This is a genomic window from Mycobacterium pinniadriaticum, from assembly GCF_026242045.1.
GTDB lineage: Bacteria > Actinomycetota > Actinomycetes > Mycobacteriales > Mycobacteriaceae > Mycobacterium > Mycobacterium pinniadriaticum.
Window position 1 is genome coordinate 148483 of record NZ_JAPJDO010000009.1, and the last position, 23402, is coordinate 171884.

Here is a 23402-nt window from a genome sequence, read left to right on the forward strand (position 1 = left end):
CGGACGGATGAGGGCGGCCGTCCGCCGGCGGCCCTCACCACGGGTGGCGATCATCGGCGCCGGGTTCGGCGGCCTGGCCGCGGCGGTGGCGTTGCGGCGCATCGGCGTCGACGATCTGGCGATCATCGAGCGTTGTGACGGGGTGGGCGGAACCTGGCGGTTGAACACCTATCCCGGTGCGGCGTGCGACATCCAGAGCCATCTGTATTCGTTCTCGTTCGCACCGAACCGGAATTGGAGTCGCACCTACGCGCGTCAGCCGGAGATCCTGGCGTATCTGGAGTCGGTCGCTGAAGACTTCGACCTGAGCCGGCACCTGCTGACCGGCACCGCGGTGCGCAGTCTGCGCTGGAACGCGGACACCTCCCGGTGGGATATCGATCTGGAATCCGTCACCACCGGAGGTAGTTTCGCTTTCTCGGCCGACGTGGTCGTCAGCGCAGTGGGTTTGTTCGGTGAGCCGAAGCTGCCGCAGATCGATGGTTTGGCCGACTTCGGTGCGTCGGTCATGCACACCTCCCGGTGGGATCCACATGCTGATTTCACCGATTGCCGGGTCGCGGTGATCGGCACGGGAGCCAGTGCCGTGCAGGTGGTTCCGGAGCTGGCGAAGGTTGCCGCCGAGGTGACCATCTTTCAGCGCACCTCGCCGTGGATGGTGCCCAAAGACGACCGCGCGTTCACCGGTGCCGAGCTCGACCGGTTTCGGCGCGGCCCGTGGGCCGCGCGCCGGGAGCGGTGGCGGTTGTGGAAGGAGCAACACGACAACACCGCACTGCGGATTGATGACCCGCTGGTGGCGGGCCGGCAGGGCATTGCGGAGGAATTCCTGCGCCGCAGCGTCGCCGACGACGAGCTGCGCGCGGCGTTGACGCCCGATTACCCGTTTCGGTGTAAGCGGGTACTGCTCGGTGACGACTACTACGCCGCCCTGCAGCGGGACAACGTGTCGCTGGTGACCCAGCCCATCGACAAGATCACCGAGACCTCGGTATGCACGGCGCAGACGGTGACCGATGTCGACGCCATCGTGCTGGCCACCGGATTCCAGACCAACCACTACCTGTCGGGTATCGATGTGACCGGCGTCGACGGACAGTCGCTGCATCAACGCTGGGGTGAGGAGCCCAGCGCCTACCTCGGCGTGGCGGTCAGCGGGTTTCCCAACTTCCTGATGCTGTATGGGCCGAACACCAACCAGGGTGGCAACTCGATCGTCTACGTCCTGGAGGCGGGTGCCCGGCTGGTCGCCGATGCGGTGGGCCGGCTCGGTCGCAAGGGAGGCACGCTCGAGGTGCGACCGGAGGCCGAGCGCCGGTTCAACGAGGAGATCGCCGCCGAGCTCGAGCAGACGGTGTGGACGCAGTGCGGCAGCTACTTTCGGTCACCGGCGGGCCGGATCGTCACGCAGTGGCCGTATACCGAAATCGACTACGCACGGCGCACCTGGCGGTTACGCACCCGCGACTGGATCCACCGAACGAACGGTCACAGCCCCAGCGGCCAGGTTCCGATGACGTCGGTTTCTTCCAGGCGATCCAGCTCCTGAGCAGTCAAACCGAGTGACCCGCCGAGGATTTCGGTGTTGTGCTGTCCGAGCAGCGGAGCGGCGCTTTTCACAAAGCGACCGGTGACCGGTGGCCGTGGGTAGGGCAGCGGGCCGCACAACGGATGGGTGACCGTCTGGAAGAAGGCCCGGGCCTGCAGCGCGGGATTGTCGATCACCTCCGGCGGCTGTACCACCGGCGCGGCTGGTATCCCCGCGGCGAGCAGCGCGGTGACGGTCCCGTCACGGGGCCGGTCCTTCAGCCAGTCGCACAGGTGGGCGTTGATCTGGTCGGCATTGTCTGCGTTGCACTCGGTTTCGTGCGTCCAGTCCGGTCTCCCGAATATCTCTTTGAGGGCTTCCCAATCACCGTTGTGTCGGATGCTGACCGCGATCCACTGGTCGGATCCTGCGCAGGCATAGACGTTCTGGACGGGGAACTCGTGGCCGCGATTCCCTCGGCGGGTCAGCAGCACACCGGCCGCGTCGTGTTCGATGACCTGCAGCGCGCTGGCGTTGAGGACAACGTCGATCATCGGCACCTCGACCAGTTGGCCCTGCCCGGTGCGACGACGATGCTCCAGGGCGGTGAGCGTGAGGAACGCCGCGTGCACACCCGCCAGTGGGTCGCACGCGCCGCGGGGTGCGGTGGGCAGTCCGTCGGGGTAGCCGGTGAGCCAGGCCAGCCCCGCGAGCTGTTCCATCGTCATCGCGAACCCGACCCGGTCGCGCCACGGCCCGTCGAGCCCGAACCCCGGCATGCGGACCTCGATGATCTGCTCGTTGAACCGGCACAGGTCGGAGTAGCTCAGGCCGAAGTTCTCCATCACTCTGGGCGTGAAGTTCTCGACCACCACGTCGGCTTCGGCGACCATCCGACCGAAAAGCGTTCTGCCGTCGTCAGATTCCAAATCCAATGTCACCGAACGCTTGCCGGAATTCACGCCGTGGAACACCCAGCTGTATTCCCACCAGCGCTCGACGTCTTCGCGGAATCCGCCGGCGAAGCGCATCCCGTCCGGGCGCTGGACGGATTCGACCTTCACCACGTCGGCACCCAGCATGGCCAGCAGGTGGGTGGCGGTCGGGCCGGCCCAAAACGCCGTCAAGTCGACCACGCGGATGCCGTCGAGCGACAGGCCTGGGCGTTCCGGCCGTGATCCGCGGGGTGACCAGGGCGCGGCGGAGTCGGTGTTGCCGAGCGTGGGTGGCGGGGCGGGTGGCAGGGGCGGGGTGCGGCTCATCCGCCACGGCGGGCGCGGGGCGCGGAATCCGCCGGGATGGTCCAGGAATGACTCCCGGGCGACGAAATGGTCCATATCGGAGAGGGTTTCGCCGTTTCCGATGGCGGTCATCGGAATCCGGAACAGCGCGGCGAGCTCGACGATTTCCGCGACGGTGTGCGTGGCGAAGAAATCGGCGGTGCGCGCGCGGATGAGATCCCGCTGCTCCCAGCGGCCGACCTGGAAGCGCAGGTCGGGAATGTCGGCCAGATCGGGACACTCGACCATGGCGCAGAAGTCTTGCCACTGCTGTCCGGTGGCCATCGAGATACCGACGTAGCCGTCTTTGGCGCGTTCGACCGAAGGCACTTCCGTCGAACGGCCGACGACCTCCAGCAGCATCAATTCTTTCCGCAGCCAGGAGAACACCTGCATCGAGGTGGTCATGGCTTCCAGGACCGACATGTCCGCTCTCCCGCCGCGTTGGGTGGCGAGCGCGAAGAAGGCGGCATAGCTACCCGCGATGAATTCGCCGAGGTCTCCGCCGACGGCGATCGGCGGGCGCTCGGGCTCGCCCCGTGAGCCCGTCGACCCGCACCACCCCTGCAGAGTGAACTCGGTGGCCGGCACGTCAGACCAGGGTCCGGTCCAGCCGAAGTCGGAGACGGTGACCACCGATGTTGCGCGGCACGCGATGTCCTCGGTGTGAAGGCCCATCGCGGCGGCTTCTGCCGGCGTCGCACCCAGGATGACGATGTCGGCCGAGTCCAGCAGTTCGGACGGAACCGCCGGACTCGTGACGCTCCGCTTCCCGCCGGCGAGAAAGGAAAAGAACGGGCTGGTGTCGCCGGTCGGTGTGACACCCGTGGGCCGATAACGCCGAAGCCGGTGTCCGGCCGGCGGTTCGACCATTACCACGTCCGCGCCGGCATCGCGCAATAACTTGCCGCAATACGCGGTGGCGATCCGGTCACCGATCTCGAGTACCCGGATACCCGACAGTGGAGATGTCATGTGGTTGGGGCGATCCCGAAATCGATGACGCCACGGACCAATGCGCCGCCCAGCAGATCGTCGAACGCGGTGTTGATGTCGTCGAGCCGGTAGCGGGTGGTGATCATCTCGTCGAGAAGAAGTTGGCCCGAGGTGTACATGGACGCCAGCAGTGGGATCTCTGAGCGCGGATTACACGACCCGAACACTGTCCCGCACAGGGTCTTGTTCATCAGCACCAGATCCTGGATGTCCAGCTGGACGGGCAGCGGACCGGCCGGGGCCATGCCGGTCAGCACGCAGGTTCCGCCCTTGCGGGTCAGGGCCAGGGCATCCCGTAGGTCGTCGCCGGTGATGTCGGAGGGGGCGACCACCACGCAGTCGGCCATCACGCCACGGGTCAGTTCCCGGACCAGGCCGACGGCGTCGCCGGCCGATGCCGCGGTATGCGTCGCGCCGAAGCCGGTCGACGACTTCCGTTTGTTCTCGAGTAGATCCACGGCCACGATCGTCGTCGCCCCGTTGATCCGGGCGCCCTGGACGGCGGCCGTCCCGATTCCGCCGGCACCGATCACGACGACGGTGTCGCCGCCGCGCACCTGGCCGCGCCGGGCCGACGAGCCGTAGCCGGTCGGGACGGCGCACGCCAGCAGGGCCGCGGGCACCAGCGGAATGTCCGGATCGATCTTCACCAGCGAATCCGCCGCGACGACAGTGCGTTCGGCGAAGGCGCCGATCTTCGACGTATGTCCCAGATCGTGGCCGTCGAGGGTGTGGTGGCGGAAGGTGCCGTCGGTCGGCATGCCCGGGATCAGCACGCCGGCGCCCTTGTCGCACAGGTACTCCATGCCCGATGCGCACCACCGGCAGCGCCCGCACACCGCGACGAACGAGGTCACCACATGGTCGCCGGGAGCCAATCCGGTGACGCCGGGCCCGACCTCGAGGACCACCCCGGAACCTTCGTGCCCGCCGATGGTCGGTGGACGCCCTCTCGGCGCGCCGGGTGGCGCCATGAAGCCGTTGCGGATGTGGTCATCGGAGTGGCAGAGCCCGGCGGCGGCCATCTGCACCAAGACCTCGCCAGCCCGCGGGGGGTCGAGATCGAATTCTTCGACGGACCACGCGCCGCCCATCTCACGAACGATGGCAGCGCGGCTCCTCATGGCCCCGACCTTACGGGTGCGAGATATTCCCCGATTCACGGAGAGCGAAACGGGGCGCACGCCCCGGTTGGCCGGGGTTACGTTAACCCCCGTGGCAATCAAACTTGGACTTCAGATCCCGAACTTTTCCTACGGCAACGGTGTGGCCGAGTTGTTCCCGACGGTCATCGCGCAGGCCCAGGAGGCCGAGGCGGCCGGGTTCGACTCCGTGTTCGTGATGGATCACTTCTATCAACTGCCCGGCCTGGGGGCTCCCGAGGAGCCGATGCTGGAGGCCTACACCGCCTTGGGTGCGCTGGCGACCGCGACGCAGCGGGTGCAGCTGGGGACCCTGGTCACCGGCAACACCTACCGTAACCCGACGCTGCTGGCCAAGGCCATCACGACGCTGGATGTGGTCAGTTTGGGCCGGGCCATCCTGGGCATCGGCACCGGCTGGTTCGAGCTCGAACACGACTCACTGGGTTACGAATTCGGCACCTTCACCGATCGATTCGACAAGCTCCACGAGGCCTTGGAGATCATCCTGCCGATGCTGAGCGGGGACCGGGTCAGCATCGACGGCAAGTACTACAAGACCACCGAGGCGTTCGCCAATCCCCGCTTCCGCGAGCACATCCCGCTGATGATCGGCGGCAGCGGGGAGAAGAAGACCATCCCGCTGGCGGCCCGCTACTTTGACCACCTCAACATCATCGCCGGGTTCGACGAACTGCCCCGCAAGGTGCAGGTGGTCAAGGACCGCTGCGAGGAAATCGGCCGCGACCCGAGCACACTCGAGACCAGTGTGCTGGCCATCGCGCTGGTCGATGAGAACGTCACCGCCGACATGATCCCCGACGACTTCAAACAACAGGCCGTCTACGGCAGCCCGGACCAGATCGTCGAACAGATCAAGACCAAGGTGCTCGACGCCGGTGTCGACGGGGTCATCCTGTCTGCGGCCACCCTGAACGGGTATCAGCCCGGTGGTATCACCGCGGTCGGCGAGGGGCTCAAGCCACTGCTGGGCCTCTAGCGGCGGGCATTGCCGAAACCGACACCAGGGCTGTAGACCTGGTCGATCCGCGACCGTCACGCAGATCAGCCAGCCCAACTCTTCGAGCCGGGGGGCTGGCGAACGGGTCATCGAGGTGGCGAAAACGCCTTCAGGGCTGTGGAATTCTCAAAGTTGCGACCCTGGTGTCGAGTTCGTGTTGTGGATGACCTCTAGCGCCAGCTGGGCAGCCAGATCTCCATGTTCCACGTCGCCTGTGAGATCGGCACCCCGGTGAGCACCGGATACAGCCAGGCGAAGTTGGTGATCACCAGCGCGACGTAGCAGCTCACCACGATCAGCCCGAGCGTGCGGCGTTCGGCGTTCTGGTTGGGTGCATGCAGGATGTCGCCGAGGATGAGTGCGATCGCCATGATCAGGAATGGCGCCATCGGCACCGCGTAGAAGAAGTACATCTGCCGATCGATGTCGCCGAACCAGGGCAGCAATCCGGCGCTGTAGCCGACCAGCACCACCGCGTACCGCCAGTCGCGGCGGACGAACGCCCGCCACAGCGCATAGACCAGGACGGGTACGGCCAGCCACCACATCGCGGGTGTACCGACCAGCATCACGGCCTTCACGCACGACGCCGCACCACAACCGGGCACGTTCTGGTTGTCGATCGCGTACAGCACCGGCCGCAGCGACATCGGCCAGGTCCACGGTTTGGACTCCCACGGGTGGTGGTTGCCGTTGGCGTTCGTCAACGTCGAGTGGAAGTGATACGCCTTGTAGGTGTAGTGCCACAGTGACCGGATCGCATCCGGCGGCTGATACCACTGCCGCTCGCCGATCGACTCCCCGACCTCGTAGCGGTTGACCGCCGTCTCGGACGAAAACCAGGGCGCGTACGAGGCGAGGTAGATCGCGAACGGAATCAGTAGAAAGACGTAGGCGGTGGGCCCCATGTCCCGGCGGATCGCCCCGAACCACGGCCGGGGAACCCGGTAGGCCCGTCGCGCCGCGATGTCGAACGCCAGCGACATCAGACTGAAGAACGCGATGTAGTACAGACCGTTCCACTTTGTCGCGAACGCCAGGCCGAGCAGCACGCCCGCGCCGAACCGCCACCACCGCACGCCCAGCCGCGGACCCCACGGCGTCTCGGCGATGCGGCCCTCCAGTAGGGCGGTGTGCATGCGTTCGCGAACCTGATCGCGGTCGACTATCAATGCCCCGAACGCCGCGACCACGAAAAACGTCTGGATGCCGTCGAGCAGGGCGGTGCGCGCCGCCACGAAGCTCACCCCATCGGCGATCAGGAGCAGTCCGGCGATGGCGCCGATCAGGGTCGAGCGGCTGATCCTCCGGACGATGCGGACCACCAGAAGGACCACCAGCACGCCGAGCACCGCGCTGGTGAACCGCCAGCCCACACCGTTGTAGCCGAACAGCGCCTCGCCGATCGCGATCATCTGTTTGCCCATCGGCGGGTGGACGACCAGGCCGAAGCCGGGGTTGTCCTCGACGCCGTAGTTGTGCAGCATCTGCCAGGCCTGCGGTGCGTAGTGCTTCTCGTCGAAGATCGGCGTGCCGGCATCGGTGGGCGAGCCGAGGTTCATCAGCCGGGTCAGCGCGGCCAGGGCGGTGACGATGGCCGTGGCCACCCAGCCCTCGATGCGGTCGACCGGACCGAAGTCGGCGATCGGCACCAGCGGGCCGGGGCTGATGACGGGCACATGGCGCTCGTGCACGTCGAGGTCGTCGGCAGTCGTGGACATCGCCTGCGATCGTATTCTGTGCCGGTGTTGACCCCCGAGTCGCTTCGCTCCCGCCCGCCGGAGTCTGTCGGTCGTCTGCTGCTCGGGGCCACGCCGCTGGGACAGCCGGCCGACGCCTCGAACCGGTTGGTCGACGCGCTGTCCACGGCCGATGTGGTGGCCGCCGAGGACACCCGGCGAGTGCGCACCCTGGCCCAGTCGCTTGGTGTGCGGATCGGGGGGCGGGTGATCAGCCTGTTCGACCAGAACGAAGCGGCCCGGGTGCCCGCGCTGGTCGAGGACATCCGGGCCGGGGCCACCGTCCTGGTGGTCAGCGACGCCGGGATGCCGCTGATCAACGATCCCGGCTATCGCCTGGTGACCGCGTGTATCGACGCGGGGTTGGCGGTGTCCTGTTTGCCCGGCCCATCCGCGGTCACCACCGCACTGGCCGTCTCCGGGTTGCCGTCCGACCGGTTCTGCTTCGAGGGGTTTGCGCCGCGCAAGCAGTCCGCGCGGCGCACCTGGCTGGCCGGCTTGGCTGCCGAGCAACGCACCTGTGTGTTCTTCGAGTCGCCACGACGACTTTCGGACTGCTTGCGCGACGCCGTCGACGAACTGGGCGGGGAACGTCGCGCGGTGGTGTGCCGGGAGCTGACCAAGGTGCATGAGGAGATCCGGCGCGGCACGCTGGCCGAACTCGCCGACTGGGCCGACGAGAAGGTGCTCGGCGAGATCACCGTCGTCCTGGCCGGTGCCGTGCCAACCGCCGACCTGCCGACCTTGGTCGCCGAGGTCGACGCCCTGGTGGCCGACGGCATGCGGGTCAAGGATGCCTGCGCTGTGGTGGTCGAGGCGCATCCGGGCGCGCCGTCGCGGCGGGAGCTCTACGAGGCGGTGCTGCGCTCGCGAGCCGGCGGGCAGGAGCGCAGCGACTCGGGGAATTGATCCGGCGGGCAGGAGCGCAGCGACTCGGGGAATTGATCCGGCGGGCAGGAGCGCAGCGACGCGGGGAATTGATCCGGCGGGCAGGAGCGCAGCGACCCGGGGATTTGACTCGAACCGTGAATCACCGCAGCCGCCTTGTGCAGACATTCCTCCCACTCCGCGGCGGGGTCGGAGTCGGCGGTGATCCCGCCGCCGACTCCGAGCACGGCCGCGCCGTCGGCGGCGAACTCGACGGTGCGGATCGCCACGTTCAGCTCGGTGCCCGCGATCGGGGAGGCCATTCCGACGGTGCCGCAGTAGATCCCGCGCCGGCGCGGCTCCCACTGTGAAAGCAGTTGACGGGCACGGCCTTTCGGCGTGCCCGTAACCGATGCGGGCGGGAATGCCGCGGCCAGCAACTCGGTGTTGGTGACCTGCGGGCGAACCTTGGCCGCCACCGTCGAGACCAGATGCCATACGCCCGGTGCGGCCCGGACGGCCAGAAGATCGGGAACGGTGACGGTCCCGGTGTCGGCGACCCGGCCCAGGTCATTGCGCACCAGGTCGACGATCATGATGTTCTCGGCGACATCCTTGGCCGATGCCAGCAGTTCTGCGGGCGCACAGTGCAACGGCAACGTTCCCTTGATCGGGCTGGATGTGACGTCGTCGCCGGCCCGGTGGACGAACAGCTCCGGTGACAGCGAGGCCACCGCACCCCAGGTGCCGGCCAGGTAGGCCGCCCGGGCCGGGGTCGTTCTTGTCACGGCGTCGGCGAAGAACTCCAGCGACGAGCCTCGCAACGTGCCGGTGAATTGCGTGCACACGCAGGCCTGGTACACCTCGCCGGCGCCGATCGCTGCCAGGCAGGCCAGGACACCGTCTTGGTGTCTCGCGAAATCAGGCTCTTCCCAGTCGATTTCGTATGCATCGCGCTCGGTGGGATTCGACAGCGCGTCGGCAACCCAGGCGGCGATCGGTGCCGCGGACAAGCTTTCGTGCCACCAGCAGCCGTCGCGGTCCAGGCGGAGCACACTCTCGGTCCAGCCGCCTGCCGCCTCGGGTATCCGCGGCGGCAGGCTGTCGGCGGCGGCATCGGGGTAGGACAGATAGCCGATCCACCCGCCGCCGACCGCGTCGCCGTGTCCGCCCGGCCATACGCAGAACGCCTCGCCCGGGTCGATCGCCCGGACCGACACGCTGGGTGCGATCACCGCCGCCGAGCCGAACCAGTCACCGGTCAGTGCGGCTGGGGGTTCCAGCCCGTGCCGCGCGGCGGCGCCGGCAACGGCGCGCAGCACCTCGGCGGCGGTGCCGAGATCGCCGAGCCGGTCGATGCGCATCGCCCTAGCCTGACGCCTGGGGCCGGTCGACGCAAAGGCGTCAGCGGCTGATCTCCCGGCGTACGGTGACGGCGGCGAGCTTCTCCGGGTTGCGCATCGCGTAGAAGTTGGTGATCCGCCCGTCGCTCACCTCGATCATGAAGACGCTGTCGGGTTGGTCGTGGCGGTACACCACCAACGCCGGCGCACTGTTGTAGGTCGCGGCTTCCATCCGGTACTCCGGCCCGGCCTGGCGCATCAGCCCGATGATCAGCCTGGCGACCTTGACGGGTCCCAGGACCGGACGACGGGCGGCGCTGACCTTGCCGTCGCTGTCGGAGGTGAACACCACATCCGGTGCCAGCATGCCCATCAGTCCCTCCAGGTCGCCGGTGGCCGCCGCGGTCAGGAACTGTGTGGTGATCTGCTCGGAGCGGGCCGGATCGAGGGGCTCGAACCGGCGCCTTCGCGAATGCACATGCTCGCGGGCGCGATGCGCCATCTGGCGCACCGCGGCCGCGGATTTACCTATCGCATTGGCGATTTCGTCGTGGCTGAAGCCGAATACCTCGCGCAGCACGAACACCGCCCGCTCGTCGGGCGTCAGTGTCTCGAGCACCACGAGCATCGCCATCGACACCGATTCGGCGAGCACCACGTCCGCGGCGCCGTCACGTTCGTCGAGCAGCAGTGGTTCGGGAAGCCACGGTCCGACGTAGTCCTCCCGGCGCCGGGCCTGGGTGCGCAGCGTGTTCAGCGCCTGCCGGGTGACCAGCTGGGCCAGGTAGGCCTTGGTGTCCCGTACTTCGTCCAAATCCACTGTTGCCCAACGTAAATAGCTGTCCTGCAGTACATCGTCGGCTTCGGTGGTCGAGCCGAGGATCTGGTAGGCGATGGTGAACAGCAGCGGCCGAAGCAGCGTGAACCGCTCAGCGTGCTCGTCGGTCGTGGTCACGGGGTCGTCACCGACTCCGGTGCCGGTCGCTTGCCGCCGCCCTTGAGCCAGAAGTAGGACCCGGGCTTACGGGCTTCACGGCGCAGGAAGCTGATGGTGCCCTTGCAGACCGCCTCCTTGATCGTCGCCGCGGCGCGCCCGCCGATGTAGAGCGGCAGCGGGGTGTCGTCGGTGCGGGCGATCTGAACGGTCGCGCCACCCCGGCCCAGGCTGATGCACTGCCCGGTGAACGCCTGGCTGATCACGGCCGGCCGCTGCCCGGCGATGCGGGCCAACACTGTGTTGGCCGCCTGTGCGCCCAGTGGGATCGCGGCCTGGCAGCTCATCCGCAGCGGCTGATCCGACGGTGCCGCGGCATCCCCGGCCGCCACGATCCGGTTGTCGTCGACGCTGGTGAGTGTCTCGTCGGTGAGTAGCCGTCCGATCGCATCGGTGCGCAGCCCCGAGCGGGTCGCCAGGTCGGGCACCCCGAAACCGGCGGTCCAGATCGTCAGCGTGCTCGCCAGGCGCCGTCCGTCACCCAGGGTCACCTCATCGGCGGACACCGCGGTCACCATGGCCTGTGGCCCGTCGACGATCTCGACCCCGAGCTTGCGCAGCCGCTTGGCCACCGACCGGCGACCGGGAGTGCTCAGGTACGGGCCGAGCACCGGGCCGCACACCAGGGTGACGTTGCGGCCCTGCTCGGCCAGCTCGGCGGCGGTCTCGATACCGGTGGGCCCGGCGCCGACCACACACACCGGCGCGCCGTAGTGCACCTCGCTCAGCGCGGAGGTCAGCCGCTGTGCTTCTTCGAGATCGGCAATGGGATAGGCGAATTCGTCGGCGCCGGGAACGGCCGGACCACCCGAGCCACTGCCGACGGCGTAGATCAGATAGTCGTAGGGCAGCGGCCGGCCATCCGGAAAGCCATTGAACAATTCGACCTGCCGGGCTTCGGTGTCGATGCGGGTGGCCGCGTCGACCACCAGCTCGATGCCGTCGCCGAGGATGTCGGTGTAGGCGACGACGGCGTCGTCGGAACCGGTGATCAACTGGTGCAGCCGGATCCGTTCGACGAATTCGGGGCGCGGGTTCACCAGGGTGATGTCCACTCCCGCGCGCAGCCGTAGGTGATTGGCCGCGATCACCCCGGCGTATCCGCCGCCGATCACCACAACCTTGGTTCGTTGCTCGGTCATCACATCTCTCCTTTGAGGTCGCTTGAGCGTGCTGACCTCGAGACACCGTGGGGCTGGTGAATGTGACGCTACGTGACGCAGCTCACGCTTTCTTCCCGCGAGCAGACACAAATGTCTCCAAAACCCCGGCGTGTCGGGGGTCTTTGCGTCTACTCGCGCAGGGAGGTCGGCGCCTACTCGGGCGGCTGGTAGCGCGGGAAGACTCCGGTCGGCGTCGGAAGCTCGATGCCGGGTGCGATGCGCACCCCGACCGCGCCGAAGTCGCGCGCGGACTCCGACTGCCCCAGCAGGTCGAGAAACTTCGCCGCCGACGACGGCATCACCGGTTGGACCAGCAACGCGGCGATCCGCACGACTTCCAGCGTCACGTAGAGCACGGTGCGGAAGCGGTCCTGATCGGCCGCGGCTTCGGACTTGCGCAGCACCCACGGTTCCTGGGCGGAGAAGTAGCGGTTGGCGGCGCCGAGCATCGCCCAGATAGCCTCCAGCGCCAGGTGCATGGCAGGCACGTCGAAGTGGGCGCGCACCCGGGGAAGCAGCTCGTCGGCGAGCGTGAGCAGCTCGCGGTCGGGGTCGGTGAACTCACCGGGCTCCGGCACGCGGGCATCGAGGTTCTTGTTGACCATCGACAGCGAGCGCTGTGCCAGGTTGCCGAATTCGTTGGCCAGGTCGGCGTTGATGCGGCCGATGATGGCGTCCTCGCTGTAGCTGCCATCCTGCCCGAACGGCACCTCGCGCAGCAGGAAGTAGCGCACCTGGTCCAACCCGAACGCGTCGATGAGCGCGAACGGGTCCACCACGTTGCCCACCGACTTGCTCATCTTCTCGCCGCTGTTCAGCAGGAAGCCGTGGACGAACACCCGCCTCGGCAGCTCGATGCCCGCCGACATGAGGAACGCGGGCCAGTACACGGTGTGGAAGCGGATGATGTCCTTGCCGATCATGTGCAGATCGGCCGGCCAGTACTTGCGGAACGCCTCGGAGTCGGTGTCGGGGAAGCCGGCGCCGGTGAGGTAGTTGGTCAGCGCGTCGACCCACACGTACATGACGTGGTCGGGGTGACCCGGCACCGGCACGCCCCAGTCGAAGGTGGTGCGGGATATCGAAAGATCCCGCAACCCCCCGGAGACGAAGCTGATGACCTCGTTACGGCGCACGTCGGGACCGATGAATTCGGGGTGCGCCGCGTAGTGGGCCAATAGCCGCTCGGTGTAGGCGGACAGCCGGAAGAAATAGGTCTGTTCCTCGGTCCACGTGACGGGTGTGCCGGTCTCCAGCGAGTACTTGTCGCCGTCGGCGCGGGTCTCGAGTTCGTCCTCGGTGTAGAAGCGCTCGTCGCGCACCGAGTACCAGCCCGAGTACGAGTCGAGATAGATGTCGCCCGCGGCGTCCATCCGCTTCCAGATCTCGATCGATGCGTCCATGTGGTCGGCATCGGTGGTGCGGATGAAGCGGTCGAAGGATGCCCCGAGCTTCTCTTGCATCGCCTGGAATGCGTCGGAATTGCGCCGCGCCAGCTCGGCGGTGGGGATGCCCTCCGCGGCCGCCGTCTGCGCCATCTTCAGCCCGTGCTCGTCGGTTCCGGTCAGGTAGCGCACGTCGAAGCCGTCGAGCCGCTTGAAGCGGGCGATCGCATCGGTCGCGACGTACTCGTAGGCGTGCCCGATGTGCGGCGCCCCGTTGGGGTACGCGATCGCGGTGGTGAGGTAGTACGGCGCGCGGCCTGGGGTGCGCGCCCCCGCGCCGGGGATTGGATCAGTCATTTGAGGCACAACTTTAAAGTGTGGGCGTGACTTCTCGTCGCGAGCCGCCGCCGCTGCCCGAGCCGCTGACTCCGTTGATCGACGCCCACACGCACCTGGACGCGTGCGGCGCCCGCGATGCCGGGGACGTCGAAGCGATCCTGGACCGCGCGCAAACCGCCGGGGTGGAGGCCGTCGTGACCATCGCCGACGATCTCGACGCCGCCCGCTGGGCTGCTGAGGCGGCGACCTGGGACCACCGGGTGTACGCCGCGGTGGCGCTGCACCCGACCCGCGCGGCGGCGCTCACCGACGACGCCCGCGCCGAAATCGAACGGCTGGCCACGCAGCCTCGGGTGGTGGCGATCGGAGAGACCGGCATGGACCTGTACTGGCCGGGCAGGCTCGAGGGGTGCGCCGAACCGTCCGCTCAGCGGGAGTCGTTCGCCTGGCACATCGATCTGGCCAAGCGGACCGGCAAGCCGCTGATGATCCACAACCGCGACGCCGACGCCGAGGTGCTCGACGTGCTGCGCGCCGAGGGGGCCCCCGAGACCGTCATATTCCATTGCTTCTCCTCCGGGCCGGAGATGGCGCGCACCTGCGTCGACGCGGGCTGGGTGCTGAGCCTGTCGGGCACGGTGAGCTTCAAGAACGCCCGTGACCTGCGGGAGGCGGCGACGTTGATCCCGCCAGACCAGCTCCTGGTGGAGACCGACGCCCCGTTTCTGACCCCGCATCCCTACCGGGGTGCGCCCAACGAGCCGTACTGCCTGCCCTACACCGTGCGAGCGTTGGCCGACGTCGTCGATCGGCCGGCGGAGGTCCTGGCGGAGCAATCGTCGGCCACCGCGCGACGGGTCTACGGTCTCTAAGGGTCCGTTGAGAGCCGCGGGCCCGGGTTGCCCCGGTGCGGACTGTTTCGTTACCGTCTTGTGATCAAAGGGGGCCAACGTCGGCCCCTTAGTTTTGTTTAGTGCCTAGGCGGGACCGAAACTCTTGAATGCGTTGACCAAGCTCCACCAGTCGCCATCACCGATCCTTCGCCTCGTCGTCGTCGCCGTGCTGCTCACGCTCGCTGGCGCCGGGGTGTTCGCGGTGATGTCCGAGAAGACCGTCACGCTGAACATCGACGGCACCCAGATGACCGTGAGCACCATGAAGTCGCGGGTCATCGACGTCATCGAGGAGAACGGCTACACCGTCGGTGAGCGCGATGACCTCTTCCCCGGTGCCAACCAGACCGTGACCGACGCCGAGACGATCGTGCTGCGCCGCAGCCGCCCGCTGCAGATCTCGCTGGACGGACAGGCTGCCAAGCAGGTGTGGACCACCGCGTCGACCGTCGACGAGGCCCTGGCTCAGCTGAGGATGACCGACACCGCCCCGGCCGCGGCTTCGCGCGGCAGCCGACTTCCCTTGGAAGGCATGGCTCTTCCGGTGGTGAGCGCCAAGACGGTGCAGATCAACGACGGCGGCGTGGTGCGTACCGTCCACCTGGCCGCGCCGAACGTGGCCGGCCTGCTCGCCGCCGCCGGCGTGCCGCTGGAGCAGGCCGACTCGGTGGTGCCCGCGGCGTCCTCCCCGGTGATCGCCGGGATGCAGATCCAGGTGACCCGGACGCGGGTCGAGAAGGTCACCCAGCGGGTACCCCTGCTGCCGGTGGCCCAGCGGATCGAGGACCCGACGATGAACATGAGCCGGCAGGTCGTGGAAGACCCGGGAACGCCCGGGGTGCAGGACGTGACTTTTGCTGTCGCGACGGTCAACGGTGTGGAAACCGGACGCCTACCCGTTGCTAACACTGTCGTTGTGCCGGCCCGTGATTCGGTGCTGCGGGTCGGCGCCAAGCCGGGTACCGAGGTGCCTCCGGTGGAGAACGGACCCATTTGGGACGCCATTTCCAGGTGTGAAGCGGGCGGCAACTGGGCGATCAATACCGGCAACGGCTACTACGGCGGCGTGCAATTTGATCAAAACACCTGGGAAAGAAACGGCGGACTGCGCTATGCTAGCCGTGCCGATCTGGCAACAAGAGAAGAGCAAATCGCAATTGCTGAAGTAACGCGTGCGCGACAAGGCTGGGGAGCGTGGCCCGTGTGTGGTAGGGGTGCATCGTGACAATTCGTCTGCTCGGGCGAACCGAGATCAGAAATCTGGCCAAAGAACTCGACTTCAAGCCGCGTAAATCTTTGGGTCAGAATTTCGTACACGACGCAAATACCGTGCGTCGTATTGTTTCGGCTTCCGGCATTAACAAACATGATCATGTCCTGGAGGTCGGACCCGGCCTGGGCTCGCTGACATTGGCGTTGCTGGACCGTGGTGCCACCGTGAGCGCCATCGAGATCGACTCGGTGCTGGCCCAGCGCCTGCCCAAGACGATTGCTGAGCACTCGCACAGCGAAATTCATCGGCTGACCGTGCTCAACCGCGACATCCTTGGGCTCCACCGCGCCGACCTGGTCGACCCGCCCACGGCGGTGGTGGCCAACCTGCCGTACAACATCGCCGTTCCCGCGCTGCTGCATCTGTTGGCTGAATTCCCCTCGATCCGGACCGTGATGGTGATGGTCCAGGCCGAGGTGGCCGAGCGGCTGGCCGCCGAGCCCGGCGGCAAGGATTACGGCGTGCCCAGCGTCAAGGTGCGGTTCTTCGGCAAGGTCCGTCGTTACGGCATGGTGTCGCCGACGGTGTTCTGGCCCATTCCGCGGGTGTACTCGGGCCTGGTTCGCATCGACCGTTACGAGACCTCGCCGTGGCCGACCGACGAGGGCTTCCGCCACCAGGTGTTCGAATTGGTCGATATCGCCTTCGCGCAGCGCCGCAAGACCGCGCGCAATGCGTTCCTGGAGTGGGCCGGCACGGGCAACGAGTCCGCCGAACGACTGCTGGCCGCGAGCATCGATCCGGCCCGCCGCGGGGAAACGCTTGCGGTCGCCGATTTCGTCCGGTTGTTGCAGCGCTCGGGCGACTTCTCGGGTGCGACGGACTCCTCGGAAGGCTCGCCGCGGGCCGCTCAGGTGTTCTGAGCGCTTCGGCGCACTGCCTCGGTGATGTGTTGCACCAACTCGGTGCACGATGGGTATCTCAGGTCTGGGTCTTTGGCGATGGCTCGTGTCAGGACTTTGTCGAACGACCTTGATAGCCATGGGATCTGCCGCGACATTTCCGGTGGCGGCAGGTGCAGGTGTGCGTCTACGAGGGCCAGCGGGTCGTCGGCGGTGAACGGCGTTGCGCCGGTGAGTAATTCCGCTGCCGTGCACGCGAGTGCATATTCATCGGTCGCGGCCTGGGGCAGTCGGCCCTGGAGAAGCTCCGGGGCGGCATAGGGTAGCGACGCCACCACCTGGCCCGGTCGGTGCCACACATCCTCGGCCAGCACGTGCGCGACACCGAAATCGATCAGCACTGCTCCGTGCCGCGAAAAATCTTGGTGCACAAGGATGTTAGCGGGCTTCACATCGCCGTGCACGATCCCGTCGTGATGGGCGTAGTCGAGTGCCGCGGCGATCTGGGCGAGCGCATCGAGCTTCGCGTCCGGGGACGGCAGGCCGATCGCGTTTCCGCCGTCCACATACTGCATCGTCATCCAGTGCTCGCCGTGGTCATAGACGGCCACGATGTGCCGGTGCCGCAGCCGGTGCGTGATCCGGTACTCGCGGGCCAGCCGCGCGATGGCGGCATGGTCGGGCCTTTCGAGCACCTTCAATGCGACCAGACCGCGCGTGCGGTCCGCACCGCGAGCAAGGTAGACGACGGCCTCGCCGCCGTGGCCCAGCACGTTCTCGACGACGTAGCCCGCGAACGACTGCCCGGGATGTACCACGCTTCGACCCTAGATTCGCGGGTCGGCGACCGGCGGGGGAATCGATTGCGGCGCGATAGTCTCGTCCGGTGTCCTCGTCCAACGGCTCCATCGCGTCTGAATGGGTGCCGACCGGGTCGGTGACCGTGCGGGTACCCGGCAAGGTGAACCTGTACTTGGAGGTCGGCGACCGCCGTGCCGACGGCTACCACGAACTCACCACCGTCTTTCACGCGGTGTCGCTGGTCGACGAGGTCACGGTGCGCAACGCCGACGTGCTGTCCCTGCAGGTGGTGGGGGAGGGTGCCGACGCTCTGCCGGCCGACGAACGCAATATCGCCTGGCAGGCGGCGGAGTTGATGGCCGAACATGTCGGGCGCGCACCCGATGTGGACATCACGATCGAGAAGTCGATCCCGGTGGCCGGCGGGATGGCCGGCGGCAGTGCCGACGCCGCGGCGGTGTTGGTCGCCATGAACAACCTCTGGGAACTGGGTGTGCCGCGGCGCGACTTGCACGCGCTGGCCGCACAACTGGGCAGCGACGTCCCGTTCGCGCTGCACGGGGGCACCGCGCTGGGCACCGGCCGGGGTGAGGAGTTGGCCACGGTTCTGGCCCGCAGCACGTTTCACTGGGTGCTGGCTTTCGGTCAGGGCGGATTGTCGACCGCCGCGGTCTACCGGGAGATCGATCGGCTCCGCGGGGCCGGGAAGCCGCCGCGGCTGGACGACCCCGAACCGCTCCTGGGTGCGCTGGCCGCCGGGAACCCGCACGAGCTGGCTCCGCTGCTGGGCAACGATCTGCAGGCCGCCGCGTTGAGCCTCAACCCCGGCCTGCGGCGGACCCTGCGGGCCGGAGCGGAGGCGGGGGCGCTCGCCGGCATCGTGTCCGGATCCGGCCCGACATGTGCGTTCTTGTGCGAATCGGCGGCCGCGGCCGTGGACGTCGGCATGGAATTGGCCGGCGTCGACGTATGCCGAACCGTGCGGGTCGCCAGCGGGCCGGTCCACGGCGCCCGCATCGTGTCCAGCTAGCCGGGGCTGCCTGCCGGCGCGCGAGGTGTGACGCGCTTCTCAATAGCTTGTAAAACTTGGCAGTAACTTAAGGGAAGTTTAAGATGATCCGCGGTGATGACTAGCGGCCTGGCACTGCATACGTGCGAGTCGCCCACCCCGAACCGGGGCGGGCGGCAGTCCGGTGGAACCGCGGTTTGTTCCGCACCATCATCATTTCGAGACCGAACCGCTCCCCAGTTGTACCAGCGTGCCTTCTATGCACCGCGTTGCGGCAGGTGGAGCATGAATTCAACGTCGCTGATCACCCAGCTCCGGATGCCGAGGAGGTCGTCGTGAGCCGCTTCACCGACAAGATGTTCCACAGTGCCTTGACCAGTAGCAAGGGCATGGTCACTGGGGAGCCGAGTGAGCCGGTCCGGCACACGTGGTGGGAGGTGCACGAACGTGCGCGTCGTATCGCGGGTGGCCTGGCCGCGGCGGGGATCGGCCTCGGTGACGCCGTCGGAGTCCTGGCCGGTGCGCCGGTGGAGATCGCGCCGACCGCGCAGGGACTGTGGATGCGCGGCGCCAGCCTGACGATGCTGCACCAGCCGACGCCCCGCACCGACCTGGAGCAGTGGGCCAAGGACACCGCCACCGTGATCGACATGATCGAGGCCAAGGCCGTCATCGTCTCCGACCCGTTCCTGGTCGCCGTGCCGGTGCTCGAGGAGCGCGGCGTCAAGGTGCTGACCGTCGAAGCGTTGCTGGCGGCAGACCCGATCGACCCTGTCGAGACCTCCGAAGACGATGTCGCGCTGATGCAGCTGACGTCCGGGTCGACCGGGTCTCCCAAGGCGGTGGTCATCACCCACCGCAACATCCACTCCAACGCCGAGGCGATGTTCATCGGCGCCAAGTACGACATCGACAACGATGTCATGGTCAGCTGGCTGCCCTGTTTCCATGACATGGGCATGGTCGGCTTCCTGACGATCCCGATGTACTTCGGGGCCGAGCTGGTCAAGGTCACCCCGATGGACTTCCTGCGCGACACGCTGCTGTGGGCCAAGCTCATCGACAAGTACAAGGGCACCATGACCGCGGCGCCGAACTTCGCCTACGCGCTGTTCGCCAAGCGGCTGCGCCGCCAGGCCAAGCCCGGCGAGTTCGATCTGTCCACCCTGCGGTTCGCCCTCTCCGGCGCCGAGCCGGTCGAGCCCGCCGATGTCGAAGACCTACTGGACGCCGGCCGGCCGTTCGGGCTCCGGCCGGAGGCCATCCTGCCGGCCTACGGCATGGCCGAGACCACCCTGGCGGTGTCGTTCTCCGAATGTGATGCCGGCCTGGTGGTCGACGAGGTCGATGCCGACCTGCTGGCGGCACTGCGCCGCGCGGTTCCCGCCTCCAAGGGCAACACCCGCCGCCTGGCCACCCTGGGCCCGCTGCTGACGGACCTGGAGGCGCGCATCGTCGACGAGGACGGCAACGTGTTGCCCGCGCGCGGCGTGGGCATCATCGAGCTGCGCGGCGAATCGCTGACTCCCGGCTACATCACCATGGGCGGCTTCGTGCCGGCCCAGGACGAACACGGGTGGTACGACACCGGCGACCTGGGATACCTGCTGGAGAACGGCCACGTGGTCGTGTGTGGTCGCGTCAAGGACGTCATCATCATGGCCGGCCGCAATATCTATCCGACCGATATCGAACGGGCCGCCAGCCGCGTTGAGGGGGTCCGGCCCGGATGTGCGGTCGCGGTGCGTCTGGACGCCGGCCACTCCCGCGAGACGTTCGCGGTGGCCGTGGAGTCCAACGCCTGGCAGGACCCCGCCGCGGTGCGGCGCATCGAACACGAGGTGGCTCACGAGGTGGTCGCCGAGGTCGACGTGCGCCCGCGCAACGTTGTGGTCCTCGGACCGGGCACCATCCCCAAGACCCCGTCGGGCAAGCTGCGTCGCGCCAACTCGGTGGCGCTGGTCACCTAGTCAGCGCGGGCTCAGGCCCGGCAGCTGATCTCCATGGCGTCGGACTCCCGGACCGGGAAGCTCACGCCGACATACCCATTCGCCGGGTCGCGGATGTAGTCCACGTAGGGTCGGGCGTCGGGTAGACCGGTGTTGTCGGCGACGACGAGCGCACCGGGCCTCAGCTTCGGCTCCAGCAGGTGAAGCACCGGGAGATACAGGTCCTTCCAGCCGTCGAGCAGCACGAAGTCCACCGGCTCCTGGAGGCCGGCCAGCGTCTGCAGCGCGTCGCCTTCCAGGACGGTGATCAGGTCGTCGAGGCCGACCTCGGCGAAGCTGGCCGTGGCGGCGACCACCTTGGCGGCGCTGAGTTCGGTCGTCACCAGCCGTCCGACGCCGTTGTCGCGCACCGCGCCGGCCAGATGGATTGCCGAGAGCCCCAACGACATTCCGAACTCCACCACAGACTTCGGCCGGATCGCGCGGACCAGGGTGTAGAGCAATTGGCCGGACTCCGGGGTCACCGGCAGATAGAAGTCGCTGAAGGCGTCAGCCCGTTCCTGTGCGGTCTTCGCCGCCCGAATCTCAGAGCCGCGTTCGTGGAGTCGGGCCATCTGCTCGGTTGCTTCGGCGTACATACGGTCGATGACCGCGGCGACTTTCGGGTCGCGCAGCGTGTTCATGGCGCCGAGGGTACTCGCGCAAGCTGGCGAGAAGCTGGTGTCGCCGTCGAGGAGGCGTCCAGCGACTGGGGGACGAGCAGGACCGGAATGTCGGTGTGCGCCACGACCGCCGCGGCGACGCTGCCGTGAAGGTGACCGAGCAGGCCGTTGCGACGATGGGGTCCGAGGACGATGATGCTGGCCCGGTGTTCGGCTGCGGTGTCGACGATGCCCTTCCAGGTCGGCGATGCCTCGATCGCCACACTGCACGATCGGAATCCTGCCGCGTCGGCCAGTGCCGCGCCGTGGGCGGCCGTCCGCTCGGCGGCCAGCCGGACCTGGCTGGCCCGATCCGCGTCGAACGGCTGACCGTCGAGCGGTGTGAAACCGACGTCGACGGGCTGCCAGACGCAGACCACGACGGCCTCGCTCCGTGAAAGTTGTTCGGCGGCTTGGATTATCGCATGGTTGGCCAGTTCCGAACCGTCGTAGGCGAACAGCACGGGCCCGGTGGGCGCCGATGGGTGGTGTCGCGGTGCCGGCCGGCGTGGTGCGTGCAGTGAGGTCGGCGACGGCAGGCCGGAGCGCAGCCGTGCCAGCAGCGGTGGTGAGTACCAGGCGGGGGAGTCGCCGTCGAGGAATTCATCGAGGTTCGGCGTTTGTGGCCGCGCCCCGCTCAGTGCGTAGACCGCAACGCCGAACACCGCGCCGGCGATCGCGAGCCCGAATCCGACCCAGAGTGCGACACCGGTGCCTTCGAGAAGGTCACCGGAGTAGTGCGTCGCGAGATGGGCGAAGATCGGGGCGACCATGAACGCGGCGACCGCGCGCAGCAATTCGATGATCGCGAACACCCGCTGCAGGCTGTTGGACTGCAGGGAGAACCCGGCAACGAACAACGCCGGTGCAACCGCGGCGCCCAACGCCAGACCTGTCAGGGCGGAACCGAGAAGTGCCAGAGGCACATTCGCGGGAAGGGACGCACGGAACACCGCGATACCGGCGGCCAGCAGGGCCATGCCCACCAGCGGCAGGAAGTGCATGGCGCGTCGTGAGATGACGATGCCGAACACGACGGCCATGACCAGCGCGCCGCCCAACTCGGGAAGGTACAGCAGGCCGACCTCGACGGGACTGAAGTTCTGCATGAAGATCGACGCGGTCAGTACGGTGGCCGCCACCGAGGCGGCGGCTGCGAACAGGGCGACACCCACGCCCGCAACCGGGATTGCGCTCGTCAACATCGTGCGGATGGTCAGCAGCGGTCTGGGCGTGCGGAACTGGTAGACGATCAGCGCCACGATCAGGGCCAGGCCGCCGAACATCGGCCCGGTGACCGCGAAGTCGGAAAGTCCGTGACTCGTCAGTTGCGCGGCGCCCACGAATGCGGCCGTACAACCCACGGTTGCCAGTGCGATCGCCTTCAGATCCCGCGGGGCACCGGGATCGGCAGGCGGCGCATCGTCAAACGTCAGGGCGGCGAGAATCAAGGCCAGCAGGGCAATGACCGCGACGGTCCAGAACAACGGCCGCCAGGCGTGCGCCTCGGCCTGCACGCCGCCGATGAACGGTCCGAGCGCGACGGCCCCGAACACGCACATGTTCATGATCACCGCGGTGTTGCGCAGCTTGTCCCGCGGGAAGCCGATCGTCAGCGGTGGCGCGGCCGCGATCAACAGCATGCTGGTCGCCAAACCCTGCAGAACGTGGCCGCCGATGAAGGCCGTCGCATTCGGGGCCGCGGCGGCGACCACCGAGCCGACGACGAGCACAACCGCGTACACGAGCAGCATCCGCCGCTGGGGGAGGTGCTGAGCGAATTGCACGGCCAGCACGGTGCCCACGGCGTAGGCCGCGTTGCCCAGCCCCGAACTCAGGGCCATCGCCTGTGTGGTCATGTGCAGTTGCTCGGAGATGACCGGCACCAGCGGATCGAGTGCGGCCGAGAGGGCCAGATAGGGGATGAGCGCGAGGGTGACCATGGCGGCCACCGCGGGGTAGCGTCCTGCCAGCGGGCCTTGACGCATCAGGGCTGGCCTCCGATTCCCGCCGCGAGGGCGGGTTGCGCTGTCGACAGCAAGCCTGAGTGCGTGGTGAGACAGGGCATGGCTGCAAACAACTTTACATAGGTAACCAATATTCCCGTGGATCAAGGTGTTCTCGGTCACGGCATCGC

Annotated in this window: 18 protein-coding genes; 8 read left to right on the forward strand and 10 right to left on the reverse strand. The window is 67.6% G+C overall.

What is annotated here, in order from left to right; genetic code table 11:
• Positions 1-7 precede the first annotated feature (7 nt).
• Positions 8-1549: a flavin-containing monooxygenase gene (locus ORI27_RS13035; protein ID WP_265997214.1), complete on the forward strand. Its 1542-nt coding sequence runs from the start codon at positions 8-10 to the stop codon at positions 1547-1549.
• Here the strand turns inward: ORI27_RS13035 and ORI27_RS13040 are convergent.
• Entirely contained in the window at positions 1489-3783 is a 2295-nt protein-coding gene (locus ORI27_RS13040; protein WP_265997213.1) for a CaiB/BaiF CoA-transferase family protein, read from the reverse strand. The genes ORI27_RS13035 and ORI27_RS13040 overlap by 61 nt on opposite strands.
• Complete coding sequence (locus ORI27_RS13045) at positions 3780-4928, reverse strand: Zn-dependent alcohol dehydrogenase (protein ID WP_265997212.1); 1149 nt, start codon at positions 4926-4928, stop codon at positions 3780-3782. The genes ORI27_RS13040 and ORI27_RS13045 overlap by 4 nt, the downstream gene beginning before the upstream one ends.
• A 91-nt stretch (positions 4929-5019) precedes the next feature.
• On the opposite strand from ORI27_RS13045, the gene ORI27_RS13050 reads away from it, so the two are divergent.
• Positions 5020-5946, forward strand: a complete 927-nt coding sequence (locus ORI27_RS13050; RefSeq protein ID WP_266073960.1) for an LLM class F420-dependent oxidoreductase — start codon at positions 5020-5022, stop codon at positions 5944-5946.
• 191 nt (positions 5947-6137) lie between these two features.
• Here ORI27_RS13050 and ORI27_RS13055 read toward each other — a convergent pair whose 3' ends face one another.
• Complete coding sequence (locus ORI27_RS13055; RefSeq protein WP_265997210.1) at positions 6138-7688, reverse strand: dolichyl-phosphate-mannose--protein mannosyltransferase; 1551 nt, start codon at positions 7686-7688, stop codon at positions 6138-6140.
• A 24-nt stretch (positions 7689-7712) separates the two neighbouring features.
• Here ORI27_RS13055 and rsmI point away from each other — a divergent pair, with 24 nt between their 5' ends.
• The gene (rsmI, locus tag ORI27_RS13060; RefSeq protein ID WP_265997209.1) at positions 7713-8615 is read left to right on the forward strand and encodes a 16S rRNA (cytidine(1402)-2'-O)-methyltransferase; all 903 of its coding nucleotides are present in this window, start codon (positions 7713-7715) and stop codon (positions 8613-8615) included.
• Here the strand turns inward: rsmI and ORI27_RS13065 are convergent.
• The 4 genes from ORI27_RS13065 to metG form a co-directional block, all read right to left on the reverse strand.
• Positions 8555-9937, reverse strand: a complete 1383-nt coding sequence (locus ORI27_RS13065; RefSeq protein WP_265997208.1) for an aminodeoxychorismate synthase component I — start codon at positions 9935-9937, stop codon at positions 8555-8557. The two genes, rsmI and ORI27_RS13065, sit on opposite strands and share 61 nt — an antisense overlap.
• 40 nt (positions 9938-9977) lie before the next feature.
• Positions 9978-10871 (reverse strand): RNA polymerase sigma-70 factor, encoded by an 894-nt coding sequence (locus ORI27_RS13070; RefSeq protein ID WP_265997207.1) that lies wholly within the window; start codon positions 10869-10871, stop codon positions 9978-9980.
• The gene (locus ORI27_RS13075) at positions 10868-12052 is read right to left on the reverse strand and encodes an NAD(P)/FAD-dependent oxidoreductase (protein WP_265997206.1); all 1185 of its coding nucleotides are present in this window, start codon (positions 12050-12052) and stop codon (positions 10868-10870) included. The genes ORI27_RS13070 and ORI27_RS13075 overlap by 4 nt, the downstream gene beginning before the upstream one ends.
• A gap of 173 nt (positions 12053-12225) precedes the next feature.
• Positions 12226-13815, reverse strand: coding sequence for a methionine--tRNA ligase (gene metG, locus ORI27_RS13080; protein ID WP_265997205.1), 1590 nt, complete (start codon positions 13813-13815; stop codon positions 12226-12228).
• Positions 13816-13841: 26 nt separating this feature from the next.
• On the opposite strand from metG, the gene ORI27_RS13085 reads away from it, so the two are divergent.
• The 3 genes from ORI27_RS13085 (at position 13842) to rsmA (ending at position 16826) form a co-directional block, all read left to right on the forward strand.
• A complete protein-coding gene (locus ORI27_RS13085; protein WP_407666297.1) occupies positions 13842-14669 on the forward strand; it encodes a TatD family hydrolase in 828 nt (275 codons plus the stop codon).
• Between the two features lie 124 nt (positions 14670-14793).
• A complete protein-coding gene (locus tag ORI27_RS13090; RefSeq protein WP_265997203.1) occupies positions 14794-15915 on the forward strand; it encodes a resuscitation-promoting factor in 1122 nt (373 codons plus the stop codon).
• Positions 15912-16826: a 16S rRNA (adenine(1518)-N(6)/adenine(1519)-N(6))-dimethyltransferase RsmA gene (gene rsmA / locus ORI27_RS13095; RefSeq protein WP_265997202.1), complete on the forward strand. Its 915-nt coding sequence runs from the start codon at positions 15912-15914 to the stop codon at positions 16824-16826. The genes ORI27_RS13090 and rsmA overlap by 4 nt, the downstream gene beginning before the upstream one ends.
• Here the strand turns inward: rsmA and ORI27_RS13100 are convergent.
• On the reverse strand, positions 16814-17623 hold the full coding sequence (locus ORI27_RS13100) for a serine/threonine-protein kinase (protein ID WP_265997201.1): 810 nt from the start codon (positions 17621-17623) through the stop codon (positions 16814-16816). The two genes, rsmA and ORI27_RS13100, sit on opposite strands and share 13 nt — an antisense overlap.
• Before the next feature lie 68 nt (positions 17624-17691).
• On the opposite strand from ORI27_RS13100, the gene ORI27_RS13105 reads away from it, so the two are divergent.
• Positions 17692-18636: a 4-(cytidine 5'-diphospho)-2-C-methyl-D-erythritol kinase gene (locus tag ORI27_RS13105; RefSeq protein WP_265997200.1), complete on the forward strand. Its 945-nt coding sequence runs from the start codon at positions 17692-17694 to the stop codon at positions 18634-18636.
• Between the two features lie 314 nt (positions 18637-18950).
• Positions 18951-20585, forward strand: a complete 1635-nt coding sequence (locus tag ORI27_RS13110; RefSeq protein WP_265997199.1) for a fatty acyl-AMP ligase — start codon at positions 18951-18953, stop codon at positions 20583-20585.
• 11 nt (positions 20586-20596) lie between these two features.
• On the opposite strand, the gene ORI27_RS13115 is transcribed toward ORI27_RS13110, so the two are convergent.
• On the reverse strand, positions 20597-21247 hold the full coding sequence (locus tag ORI27_RS13115; RefSeq protein WP_265997198.1) for an O-methyltransferase: 651 nt from the start codon (positions 21245-21247) through the stop codon (positions 20597-20599).
• The gene (locus ORI27_RS13120; RefSeq protein WP_265997197.1) at positions 21244-23253 is read right to left on the reverse strand and encodes a universal stress protein; all 2010 of its coding nucleotides are present in this window, start codon (positions 23251-23253) and stop codon (positions 21244-21246) included. The genes ORI27_RS13115 and ORI27_RS13120 overlap by 4 nt, the downstream gene beginning before the upstream one ends.
• Between the last annotated feature and the right edge of the window lie 149 nt (positions 23254-23402).